Here is a 13,152-nt window from a genome sequence, read left to right as displayed (position 1 = left end):
CGATTCACCTTTCTCGAAGAAGGTCGATTGGTAACGATCACGGTTGGGTACCATCGATGGTTGTATTCAAAAGGTGAAACCCATTGGGTTTGCCGATCTCACCCCATCTTCGGCGTTAGCTATCGCCGCGCATAGTCCACTATAGCGCGACGACATCTGCCTTGAATCTGCGGCAAGCTCGACAATCGCTCAGTTTGGGTGTAAATGAAGAGTTCAAACTGTCACCCTTGGCTGTTTCTTGTATTGGACAACGGCCAGGGACGTTACACCCACTCATTCAATTCGTAGAATCAACTAAAGATAAATGTTGCGGATCCACATCGGCAGTATCACCGAAAAGGGATTGAATCTGGAGGAGCGGGAGGATTCAGCCGCATTGCCCCTGCTAGGTGCCGTTACCGGCGACGAGGGCATAGATTTTACCCGGCCGATTCAGGTGCGTATTCATGCAACCCTCACCGGCCAAACGGTTCTGATCCACGGCACGGCTGAATCCGAAGTCCGCATCCCGTGCAGCCGATGTTTAGAACCATTTGATATGAAAATGGAAACCGGCTTTTCAGGCACTGCCGTGCCGGAAGTTCCATCCATGATCGATCCAGCCGCCGTGGATGACATCGAACTTTTTGCAGATGATATGGACGTGATCCTCTACAGCGGGGACAGCATTGATCTTCGAGACGAAATTGCCCAGCAGATCCTAATGGCCCTGCCTTTTAAACCCCTGTGCCGGGATGCGTGCAAGGGATTGTGCAACCGCTGCGGTGTGAATCTCAACAAAACCGCCTGCCAGTGCCGACCCCAGGATGAAAACGGTCCCTTTGCAGTGCTCAAGACGCGCGCATTTCCCAAGAAATAGGAATAAAACGACATGTCCTTGCAACTTATAGCCAGGGATCTTTATCGTTTTCAACAGGAGGTGGACCGGCTGGAAAAAGAACTGGCTGATTCGCTGCCTGCCAGACACGATGCCTGAAGCTGAAACTCGCCCAGGCGAAATCAGAACGGGATCAAATGAGGCGCATGCTGAACGGTCGATTGGACCGGTGATTATAGGGTAATCGATAAAAGGATCGTCAGCGTCTGCTGCTGTCGGCGATGATGGTTGACAACAACCCGCCAAAGCCGGTATATGCGACTATCTGTCCCAACCGCATCAGCTGCTACCCATTTACACAAACTTATAAATTTTTAATTGGTTATGTCGAATTACATCAACCATACAATTACCCTTCACTCGTTCAGGAGCGCCCATGGACTTTAAGCGTCACATCGAAACCGCCTGGAATCTGACCCTTGGCAATGTTGTCTCACTGATTCTCATGACCCTGGTGATGGTGGCGGTGAGTTCCCTAACCCTGGGTATTCTGGCCCCGGTAACCATGGCTGGTTACACCCAGAGCCTGCTCCAGTTGATGCGCAACGGCCGGGAACCCAAAGTCCAGGACCTTTTCTCCCACATGAATCTGTTTCTTCCGCTGTTGGGATTCGGTATCGCGGTGTTCGTGGCCACCGCCATCGGTTTCATGCTGCTCTTTCTGCCCGGCATTATCGTGGTTGTGGCAGTCACCTTCTGCTGCATCTACATGATGCCGCTGATGACCGACAAGAACATGGGCATCGTCGATGCGGTAAAGGAAAGCTACGCCATGGGCAAAAGCGGTGAACTGGTCGATCACGTGGTTGTGGTGATCATCTTCATGGCCATTTCCATGATCGGCGGGACCGTCTTTATTGGCGTGCTGTTCACCCAACCGCTGGCAACCCTTTTTCTGCTCTCCACCTACGAGGAAAAAATCAGCACCACGCCGCCTCCGGCACCTCGGCAACCCTAAGCGCCTGCAGTCCAAACAGAAACAGGCGGCACTGGCTCACACGCCGACACCGCCTGTTGTTTACGCGCTTTTCAATTCAGTTTTTGGATTTGTGCTTCAACAATTTCTCATAGGCCGCAGCGAGCTTGACAAAGGTATCCGGATCACCGCCTTTGTCAGGGTGATGCCTCAAGGCCAGTTTACGGTACTGACGGGTCAGCGCGCGGCAGTCCATTTTTTTCATCGCATCTACAGTCACACCTAACAACCTGGCGGATTCAGATAGGCTGACCTGGACACTTTCCGGCGGCCGATGGGTTCGATGGCGATTCATGAAATCCTGCAAATAATCCCGCAACGGATCACCGGAGGGAAAGCAGCTGTCGAAATACATGACCGCGTAGCGCACCAGATGTGGTCGAAGGCCTGATTCTTCGTCGCTGCCCTCCCAGAACGAGACATCCCGGCTGAGTCGACACAGGGATTGGACGAAAAAACGGTCCATACGGTCCTGATCCAGACATTCGGGGTGGCTGCGCGCAAAATTTTCGCTGAAGAATTGCTGCAGGTCAAAAATATGATAGGTATAGCGGGCCAGTTCCCCTGGCTTTAGGATACGCTCCGCCTCAATAAAATCGTATTCGATCTCATCGCGGGATTTGTGGGCAAGGTTTGCGTAAAAGCGGTCCGGGGTGCAACCCACATCCCTGAGGTCCACACGTCCCAGCTTGAGGTAATGCAGGCGGTACCGGTCAAACAGATGAATGGAGTCTGCCGGGGCACACGTATCGGACGGTGAACTGGAGCGCGTTTTTCGATCGAACCCATCGATCACCCGTCGGATGTGCGGCCGTAGAAAAGGCATGAAAACCGGCTCCAAGTCATCCTGTGAGACTGAAAAGCCCTGATCGGAGATGGCGTCTTCCACATTCGTATCGATGTAAAAGCCATTTCCACCGGGATAGACGATAAAGCACGACGGGTCGTCACCCAGATCGAACAGATCACGACTCCGATAGCAGTGGCCATCGGCATAAGATTGTCGGATCATGTACCTGCAACCATTATTTTTATCGGACAATCGGGCAAGATACATTATGCTGCGCTCCCTTCCAGGCCGATTGGTCATTAGGAAAAAGATAACCGTTCTCCACAGAAAAACAACTGTTTTTGGATTCCCAATAACAACAACGATTGCAGTGGTTTTTTAGTGGGTACGAATTGAAGGGCCTTTCAAATACGTTACCCGCGTATAGATTCTCCACCGGTTGGTCTGCGGTTGACCGAATCCCGGTAAACAGATATAGGCTCAATCGCTTAGGTCACCTCTTTTTATTTAAAGCACGCTTTCCTGACAATAATGGACCCTCATGCAACCCATCGCTGATCCGACACCAATCAATACACCGCTGTCGAACGACCGTGTCAACCTGCAGGGTGTCATCGCCGTTTCCATCGCCCACTTCATCAATGACGTCTATTCCAGCTTTCTGGCTCCGCTGCTGCCGCTGCTCATTGAAAAGCTGTCCATGACCCTGACCCAAGCCGGTCTGCTCTCAACGGTGATGCAGTTGCCCGCGTTGATCAACCCGTGGATCGGTTCCCTGGCGGATCGTGTCAGCGTCCGTTGGTTTCTCATTCTGGCGCCGGCGTTGACCGCCGTCCCCATGAGCCTGATCGGCATGGCACCCACCTATGGCATGCTACTCGTTCTGATGCTGTTTGCCGGCATCAGCGTATCCGTGTTTCATGTGCCGGCACCGGTGGTGGTGGCCCGCATGTCCGGAGACCGAAAAGGCATGGGTATGTCTTTATTCATGGTCGGTGGGGAAGCGGCCCGTGCGGTTGGCCCGATGGTGGCGGTGGGTCTCGTTGCCCTGATGGGATTGGATGGCTTCTATCCGGTGATGGTGGTCAGTTTCGTCTGCTCGGCGCTGCTATTCGTGGCGACCCGAGACCTTCCGGTGACCCGAACCGCCGCCGCACCGGTGCCGCTGATGCAAACCTGGCGTGGCATGCGCCATATCCTGATCCCGATTACCGGCATCCTCGTGGCCAGAGGCTTTATGCACGGCTGCATGGCCTCGTTTCTCCCGACCTTTATCGCCATGAACACGGGGAATCTGTGGTTGGCCGGTGCCGGATTGACCATCTTTGAAATCGCCGGCGTTGCAGGAGTCATGGTGGCCGGCACCCTGAGCGATCGATTTGGCCGCCGACGCTTGCTGACCCTTTCGCTGCTGGGCGCGCCGATATCCCTGCTGGGGTTTGTCTGGGTGGATGGATGGCTGGCTTATGCCATGCTGGTGCTCACCGGTTTCACCCTGTTGTCCACCACCCCGGTGATGCTGGCATTGGTGCAGGAAAACGCCGTGGATAGCCCTTCAGCCGCCAATGGACTGTTTATGATGATCTCTTTTCTGGCCCGCTCGGCGGTGGTGGTGATCGTCGGCATGACCGGGGATCTGATCGGATTAAAAACCACCTATATCATTTTTGCCTTGGTTGGATTCATCGGCCTGCCCTTTGTCTCCCAATTACCCGCCGACCGCCAAATGAAAGCCGTTTAGCAGCAGCCGTTGCCGTTTGACAGCCAACCCCTCCGAAACTATAATTGAAAAGAAGAAGCGGTTGCTGGGACGGTCGCATGGCCAAAGGCGCCATTCATGGCCGTTATTTTGGTTAAGAAAAAAAGGCATTAATTTTTTGGTAAATGCGCCGCTGAAGTCCCACGGTACGGCTGTTTTCTTTACCAATCAGGGCGGGCAGACGGACAGAACCGGACAGGCCACCCCCCGGATAACCCGGTCGGTCGTCGACCCCAAAAGCATCGTCTCGACCAGTGAATGGCCGCGAACACCAAGTACGATGAGGTCAATCCGGTGGATCCCGGCGTATTTTTTCAGGGCCTGAAACGGTTTGCCTGCCTCGCAGGCGATCTCAACCTTGCACCAGTTATGGGCGTCTGCCGGTACCAGGTCCTCCAGGCGCTGCCGGCAACCGGTGGTCAACTCGTTGATCGCCTCTGTTTTTACGGTTTCCGGTAACATGGCGTCACGGTAGACAAAAGGTTCCACCACATGCACCAGATGGATCACGGCTTGAAACTCCTGGGCCAGGCTGAACCCGTATTCCACCGCCCTCCCAGAGTCTGCTGAAAAATCGCACCCCACCATGATCTGTTTGAAGCCGAATCCTTTGAACTGCTTTTCCATCCTGCTCGCTTTTTCAGGCGGAGTAACTACCAGTAACGGACAGGAAATCGTCCGCAACAGCCTTTCGGTCACCGAACCGAGGAACAGCCGCTTAAGCCCGGTGCGCCCATGCGTGGACACGATGGCCAGGTCCGCTTGTTTTTCAGCAGCCAGACCGCACAGTGTGCTGGAGACAGGACCGGTTTCCACCACGGCTTCCCAATTCAATGCACTGTCCTTCACCAGGCCTTTTATCTGATCCATGGCACCGGTCCTCATTTCCTCGATCTGATCCTCCGGATATACAAAAGCCGCCCCATGCATGGTAACCAGGGGCAGATCGATCACATGACAGATGAAAAGCGTTGATCCGAACTCCTTGGCCATGCCGATGGCTTGAATGACGGCTGCATTGGAAAATTCTGAAAGGTCTGTGGCGCAGAGGATGCGCTGAATCTGGATTTTCATGGTTCACCTCCTTGTTTTTCGTTTAAGCAACCTCCACGAATCCTCGAAGCCTTTAAATCCGACGGATCACGTTTAGCGATAATCCCCGGGCAGATGATTTTCTCGAAGCGGTAATCGGGTCTTTGAGATTAGATCGCACTCTCGAATACGTTAGACCGGTCGCAACCGGTTTTTTTTAGTCGTACGCTACCGTAAGACATACAAGGGATTGGCGCAGCGTGGCTTAAACGGGCTATCCGATTCAGCTGGACAATTGGCGGCATCAGGCATATTGAAAATCGTGGTGCCGCATCATCTGTACCGGTGTCGCGGCACGGTCAATGAGGGCGTCTAATATAAACACAATATCCGTAGCGTGTGCCGCTGTCAAAACAAATTCCCTCACCCACCCATGGTGATCGCCTACAGCATCTGTATAACCGACATCTGACTGCCGATGTATCGCTGCCCCAAATCAGTTGACTGACCGTCTATTGATTATTGCGTTATATCCACGAAGCGGGTATGTATCCATGTTTTTGACAACTGACTGAAAACAATACCTTCAATATGGTTATTTTCGGGGTCCGCCTCGGAACCATGGTAAGAAATCGTATTCGTTCCTGATATGGATAAACACCCCCTCATTGCCGTCGTCGGGATGGATGGCATCTTTCCCGGCGCCCCAAACCTGGATATTTTCTGGCAAAACATCGTCAACGGCATCGATCAGTCGTCACCGGTTCCGGAAGGCCGTTGGATCGCCCCATCCCAGGATCGGCTCAGCACCACCCGGGTGCCGGATCGTCCATACTCCCGCCACGCCTGTTTGATCACTGATTTCACCTTCGATCCCTATGCCTTTGCGCTGGATCCGGATCTGACCCGAGGGCTAGACCCGGTCCACCAGCTTACGCTTACTGCCGGAAAACGGGCCATCCAAAATTGTGAAATCGTCCCGGTTGACCGCCGCCGCGTCGACACCATTCTGGCAGCCATTGCCCTTCCCACGGACAGCGCCTCCAGCTTTTCGCGGAAAATCCTGGGCAAGGCCATCGAAAACCGCCTGTTTCCCCATACGTCGACCTCCCCGACAACCCCGACCCGTGTCGAGGCCATGTCCAGTCGGGTGGACGGCCTGCCTGCGGCGCTTCTGGCTGCGGAAATGGGATTCGGCGGCGACAGTTTCACCCTGGATGCCGCCTGCGCGTCCTCTATCTATGCGGTCAAACTTGCCTGCAATGCACTGGCGGCACATCGGGCGGACATGGTCGTGACCGGCGGGGTCTCACGACCCGAATGCCTCTATACCCAGACCGGCTTCAGCCAGCTCCAGGCCCTGTCAGCGTCGGGCCGCTGCGCACCCTTTGACAGGCAGGCAGACGGCCTGGTGGTGGGCGAAGGCGTGGGTATTCTGGTGTTGAAGCGTCTGGCCGACGCCATCGAACACGGCGATACCATCCACGGCGTGATTCACGGTGTCGGGCTGTCCAACGATATGCGCGGCAACCTGTTGGCCCCTGAAAGCCGCGGTCAGGTCCGCGCCATGGAACAGGCATATCGGTCGGCCGGCTGGCAGCCATCTGACGTGGATCACATCGAATGCCACGGCACCGGCACCCGTGCCGGCGACGCCACGGAACTCCAGAGTCTGGTTCAACTCTGGAAAGCCGCATCCCCAGACGCGGGTACCTGCGCCATCGGATCGGTGAAATCCATGATCGGCCACCTGCTGACCGCCGCCGGTGCGGCCGGCATGATCAAAACCCTGCTGGCCATCAAACACCAGACCCTGCCGCCGTCGATCAATTTTGAGCAGGCCCCCGAAAACAGCCCGCTAAAGGGCAGTCCATTCAGCGTGCAAACCAAAGCCATACCCTGGAACACCCGTGCGGCAGAGACTCCCAGGCGGGCTGCGGTCAGCGCTTTCGGCTTCGGCGGCATCAACGCCCATATCCTGTTTGAAGAGTGGCCGACGCATTCATCTGTGGATCGATCCATCGCTTTCCAACGACTATCCGTCCACGAAAAACCTGCTGTAGAGGCCCCTGCCCCGGTGGCCATCGTGGGCATGGATGTGACGCTGGGATCCCTGAACAATCTGGAATCATATAAAAAAGCCGTATTCCAAGGTCACAGTGCCCTTGTTGCTCGGCCCCATGGCCGCTGGAAAGGGGCCGATGCGGCGGTAATCGGCGCCCTGGGCGGTCTCGATCCCAAAGGGGCCTATGTCGACAGCGTTTCCGTGGGTATCGGCGAGTTCCAGATTCCGCCCAACGAAATCGATGACATCCTCCCCCAGCAGTTGCTGTCCCTCAAAGTGGGTACCGGCGCCCTTATTGATGCCGGTTTGCCCCAGCGTGACTCCCGTGAACGCATGGGTGTCGTGTTCGGGCTCGGATTCGATTTCGAAGCGACCAACTTTCATCTTCGCTGGCAGCTTTTCACGGCGGTCAAACGCTGGAACGCATTGCATGGCCTGAACCTGGACGACCGGACCATGAACCAATGGTTGGAAAGCCTGCGGGACCAGTGCGGTCCGCCCCTCACCCCGCCGCGGGTCATGGGGGCTTTAGGAGGTATCGTCGCCAGCCGCATGGCCCGTGAATTTCGCTTCGGCGGACCCAGTTTCGTGGTCTCCGCCGATGCCGCCTCCGGGATCAAAGCGCTGCAGGTTGCCGTCGACCTGCTGCAGGAGAAGGCAGCCGACGCCATGCTGGTGGGGGCGGTGGACTTGGCCGCTGAAGGGCGCAGCGTGATTCGTATGAACCATTTCTTGCCCCTTTCACCTACCAACACGATCCACCCCTTCGATGCTGCTGCCGACGGTACGCTGCCCGGCGACGGTGCAGTGGCACTGGTGCTCAAGCCACTGACTCAGGCGCGGATCGACGGCGATCGCGTTTATGCCGTCATCCGCGGTATCGGCAGCGCCGGCGGTGAGGATCCGGCAACGGGCCGTGTCAGCGAATCGACTTACTGTCGCTCACTGTCCGGGTGCTTTGGCCGTACCGATGTTTCTGTCGCTTCGGTGTCATATGTGGAAGCCCACGGTGCCGGTACGCCGGATCAGGATCGCATGGAGATCGCCGCCCTGGCCGACTTTTTTCACGAACCCGGAAACACCGGCCTATCAACCGCCATCGCGCTTGGATCCGCCAAGCCCATTATCGGGTTTACCGGCGCTGCCGACAGCCTGGCATCCCTGGCTAAAACCGCCCTGTGCCTTCATCATCGTGTTCTCCCACCCCTTGCCGGTTTTACACGACAGCCCGAATCATTGGACGGATTGGCGGAAAGGACGCGTCCCTTTCACATGCCGGATCGGGCACAACCGTGGTATCAGGATCGGGAACGCGGTGCCCGAACTGCCTGCTGCGCATCGATCACCATGGACGGCAATTGCAGCCACGTGCTGATTCAGGAGGATGAAAACAGCGCATCTACGGTCGAAGGTATCGGTCCGACCCCGGCCATCGACACCCGTGCCGGCCTATTCGTGGTCAGCGGGAACACAACGCCGGAATTGATTGAAGGCCTTGCGGGACTGGAAGATTTCTTATCACGCACCCCCGATCTGGAGCCGGTGGAACCGGCCGCCGGAAGATGGATGCAATCGCGCCCGCAGCGGTCCGATCATCGCCTGGCCGTCGCCCTGATCCTGAAACCGGGCGATAAATTTAATGCGGTGCTCAACGACGCCCGTCAGGCCATTGCCTCCGGTGGATCCGATCTGCATTCCCGACAGGTGTTTTTCAGCAGTCGTCCCATCGGACCCGGTACACGGATTGCCATGGTCTACCCGGGTTCGGGCAACCATTACCTGGGCATGGGACGCGATCTGGCCCTGCGGTTTCCAGGCATCGTCAACGGGATGGACCGTGAGACCGCACAATTGAAAACCCAATTCCGACCCTGGAACCTCATGCCCTGGCGACGCGCCTGGCAACCCGGATGGGAGGCGGAAGCCATCTCCCGGCTCAAGGCCGACCCCCTGAACATGATTTTCGGGCAGGTGGTTTTCGGTGATCTCATGACCCGCGTCCTTGACCGGTTTTCCATTCGAGCGGACGCCGTCATCGGTTACAGCCTGGGGGAATCGTCGGCCCTGTTCGCCCAGGGCGTATGGTCGGACCGGGGTGACATGCTGGCGCGCATGCTGACCACCGACCTGTTCACCACCCAGCTTGCCGGCCCATGCCTGGCACTTCGTCAGGCATGGCAGATTCCGGAGGACCAGGCCGTGGCTTGGCGGGTGGCGGTGGTCAACCGGCCGGTAGAATCGGTGCAGGAAACCCTATCGGACATGCCCCGGGTGCGACTGCTCATCGTCAATTCACCCCATGAATGCGTCATCGGCGGGTTGGAACAGGCGGTGGAACAGGCCATCGCTGTCATGGGTTGCCAGGCCGTCTACCTGGACGGCGTGGTCACTGTTCACTGTGACGCGGCCAGCCCCGTGGCCGACGCCTACCGACGGCTGCATGTTTTTCCGACCACTGTTAAACCAGGTCTTGATGTGTACAGCTGCAGCTGGGCCTCCCCCTACGAGGTCACTTCGAAGGGGACTGCTGATTCCATTTTAAAACAAGCAGTTGAAGGCTTTGACTTCACCCGGACGATTAAGCGTGCCACCGCCGATGGAGTCAGGGTGTTCATCGAGGTGGGGCCGCGGGCGTCGTGCACCCGCATGATCGATCAGATATTGGATGAACAGCCCCATTTAGCCGTTGCCGCCAACCAGGGCAACGAAGATGAAATCACCTCGCTATTGCGATGCCTGGCCCGGTTGGTCACCGAGCGGGTGCCCGTGAATCTGAGTGCACTGTATGAGGGCCTTGAACCCGCCACGCCATCGGGGCCAATCCGTGCAGGAAAAATCGTACCGGTCACCGTGGGCGGTCACCTGCTCTGCCCCCAATTGCCTGAAATGCCGGCGGATGATCCACCGATCGAATCGTTGCGACCGGCAGAGATCGCGTCCAAAGTTCCGCCGGTGTTGTCCGACGGGTTTGAATCCGCCGAGGATACGCCGGCGCCAGCTGAAAACGGTTCAACATCCGATACACCCTGGGCGCAATTACTTGAGGCGGCTCACCGAAACATGGAAACCACGGCCAGCGCGCACCAGCAATTTCTCGACTTCTCTCAGGAATTGACCCGAAGCGTTGCCGAAACTGTCGACCTGCAAACCCGCCTGCTGGGGTTGGGCGCCCGCTTGGCGGATAAACCTCCCGATCAGCCAAAGACGGCGCCTGCCCCTTCGCGGGTGGCGGCATCGCCAAGCCCCCCTGCATTTAATCGGGAAATGTGCATGGCTTTCGCCGTCGGCAACGTGGGGCGAGTCCTGGGACCGGCCTTTGACGTAGTGGACACCCACCGCGTAAGGGTACGCCTGCCTGACGAGCCGTTGATGCTGGTGGACCGCATCGTCTCCGTGCAGGGGAAAATGCTCTCTATGGAATCGGGCCGGGTGGTCACCGAGCATGACGTCCTGCCCGATGCCTGGTACCTGGATGGTGATCGCGCACCGGTATGCATCAGCGTGGAGGCCGGTCAGGCAGACCTGTTCCTGAGTTCGTACCTGGGCATCGACCACCAGGTGAAGGGTGAGCGGGCCTACCGCCTGCTGGACGCGGTGGTGGTCTTTCACAGGGGGTTACCCCGCCCCGGGGAGACCATCCGCTACGAGATCGCCATCGACCGCTTCGTACGCCAGGGGGAGACCTGGATGTTTTTTTTCCGCTTCGAAGGCTATATCAACGGCGAGCACCTGATCAGCATGCGCGACGGCTGCGCCGGTTTTTTCACCGATGCCGAGGTAGCCAACTCCGGTGGCATCATCCTCACCGAACAGGAGCGAACACCCATACCCGGCAAGCGGCCGGCGGATTGGCAACCGCTAGTAACCGTAAACAAGGAATCCTATTCGGACCATCAGGTGGACGCCCTGCGCCGCGGTGATCTGGCCGCCTGTTTCGGCCGACGGTTTACCGGCATCAACCTGTCCGCCTCCCTGCATTTACCCGGTGGTCGCATGCGGTTGATTCACCGCATCACTGAGCTTGACCCCGAGGGCGGTCGCTATGGTCTGGGCCTGATCCGGGCCGAAGCGGACATCCATCCCGACGACTGGTTCCTCGTCTGCCATTTCGTAGACGACATGGTCATGCCCGGCACCCTCATGTACGAATGCTGCGCCCACACCCTGCGGGTCTTTCTTCAGCGCATGGGATGGGTGACGGACAATCCCGGTGTGTGCTACGAACCGGTAATCGGCAATGCTGCGCGGCTCAAGTGCCGTGGACCGGTCACCCCGGCCACCTGCCATGTGCACTACGAAATACAGATCAGCGAAATCGGATACGGCCCCGAACCTTACGCCATTGCCGACGCCCACATGTCCGCCGACGGTCGTCCCATTGTCTTTTTCAAGGATATGTCCATGAAGATGACCGGGATCGGCCGTGAGGAGATTGAGGCCGTATGGCGTCAACAGAAAATTCGGACAACGATGGTCGACGAATCGACGGTGCCTGCCGCCCCGCTGTATGACCGGGCGTCAATCCTGGCCTTTGCCACGGGCAACCCATCCGAGGCCTTTGGTGAGCCCTACCGCATCTTTGACGAAAACCGAAAAATCGCCCGTCTGCCGGGACCACCCTACTGCTTCATGGACCGGGTGACCCATGTCGAGCCTGCTCCCTGGGAGCTCAAGGCCGACGGATGGGTAACCGCCCAATATGACATCCCCGAGAAGGAGTGGTATTTTGCCGCCGACCGCTCCGGCGTCATGCCCTTTTGCGTGTTGCTGGAAATCGCCCTGCAGCCCTGCGGGTGGCTGGCAGCCTATGCCGGGTCTGCCCTGCGCAGCCAGCGGGACCTGAAGTTTCGTAACCTGGGGGGCAGTGGTGTCCTGCACCGTCAGGTGACGCCGGCCACCGGCACCTTGACCATGCGCTGCCGCATGACCAAAGTCAGTGAGGCGGCGGACATGATCATTGAAAATTTCGATTTTGAAGTTTATGCCGGTGACGAACCGGTCTACGCCGGCGACACCTATTTCGGGTTCTTTTCCGCTGAAGCGCTTGACCAGCAAAGAGGCATGGGGCATACGGATCCCCTGGTCAAGGCCATGTACCCCTATTCCGGCATGACGGACGGTGCCTGCTCCCTGCCCCTGATCCCCCCGCACACGCCGGAATCCGCCGCCGATGTTTCCGTATCTGTGGATAAACTGGCACTGCCCGGCAAGGCACTGATGATGATTGACCGCATCGACGCCCATTTGCCGGAAGGCGGACCATCTGGATTGGGCTACATTCGCGGCATAAAAAAGGTGAACCCGGACGAATGGTTTTTCAAGGCCCATTTCCACCAGGATCCGGTCTGCCCCGGCTCCCTGGGGTTGGAATCCTTTTTACAACTGATCAAAACTGTGACAATGAAACGGTGGCCGCATCTGGCGGCAACCCACCGGTTTCGCATGGTGGAAGGCAGCCGCCACAGCTGGACCTATCGCGGCCAGATCATTCCGAAAAATAAAACCGTTGCCGTGGAAGCCCTGATCATGCATATGCGTGATGGACGCACCCCGGCTATCCGGGCCGACGGCCTGCTCAGTGTCGATGGTCTGCCCATATACAAAATGGAAAATTTTAAACTGGCCCTGGTTCCACCAGCCGGCAACACGTGAA

The 13,152-nt window shown here is 57.5% G+C and carries 6 protein-coding genes; 4 read left to right on the top strand and 2 right to left on the bottom strand.

Annotation, left to right across the window (positions count from 1 at the left end; translation table 11 throughout):
* Positions 1 to 304: 304 nt before the first annotated feature.
* Both QNK41_RS14415 and QNK41_RS14410 read left to right on the top strand, forming a co-directional pair.
* Positions 305 to 859, top strand: a complete 555-nt coding sequence (locus QNK41_RS14415) for a DUF177 domain-containing protein (protein ID WP_319258117.1) — start codon at positions 305 to 307, stop codon at positions 857 to 859.
* A 394-nt stretch (positions 860 to 1,253) separates the two neighbouring features.
* Positions 1,254 to 1,835, top strand: a complete 582-nt coding sequence (locus QNK41_RS14410) for a hypothetical protein (RefSeq protein WP_319258115.1) — start codon at positions 1,254 to 1,256, stop codon at positions 1,833 to 1,835.
* 76 nt (positions 1,836 to 1,911) lie between these two features.
* Here the strand turns inward: QNK41_RS14410 and QNK41_RS14405 are convergent, their stop codons facing one another.
* A complete protein-coding gene (locus QNK41_RS14405) occupies positions 1,912 to 2,865 on the bottom strand; it encodes a J domain-containing protein (protein WP_319258114.1) in 954 nt (317 codons plus the stop codon).
* 319 nt (positions 2,866 to 3,184) lie between these two features.
* Between QNK41_RS14405 and QNK41_RS14400 the strand changes: the two genes are divergently transcribed.
* The gene (locus tag QNK41_RS14400; RefSeq protein ID WP_319258112.1) at positions 3,185 to 4,384 is read left to right on the top strand and encodes an MFS transporter; all 1,200 of its coding nucleotides are present in this window, start codon (positions 3,185 to 3,187) and stop codon (positions 4,382 to 4,384) included.
* 186 nt (positions 4,385 to 4,570) lie between these two features.
* On the opposite strand, the gene QNK41_RS14395 is transcribed toward QNK41_RS14400, so the two are convergent.
* Positions 4,571 to 5,476, bottom strand: a complete 906-nt coding sequence (locus QNK41_RS14395) for a universal stress protein (RefSeq protein WP_319258111.1) — start codon at positions 5,474 to 5,476, stop codon at positions 4,571 to 4,573.
* A gap of 607 nt (positions 5,477 to 6,083) precedes the next feature.
* On the opposite strand from QNK41_RS14395, the gene QNK41_RS14390 reads away from it, so the two are divergent.
* Positions 6,084 to 13,151, top strand: coding sequence for a beta-ketoacyl synthase N-terminal-like domain-containing protein (locus QNK41_RS14390; RefSeq protein WP_319258109.1), 7,068 nt, complete (start codon positions 6,084 to 6,086; stop codon positions 13,149 to 13,151).
* The last annotated feature ends 1 nt before the right edge of the window (position 13,152 follow it).

The sequence above is a fragment of the Desulfosarcina sp. genome (assembly GCF_033791525.1).
GTDB lineage: Bacteria > Desulfobacterota > Desulfobacteria > Desulfobacterales > Desulfosarcinaceae > Desulfosarcina.
Note: the sequence above shows the minus strand (reverse complement) of the source record. Positions and strands in the feature narration are given on the sequence as shown.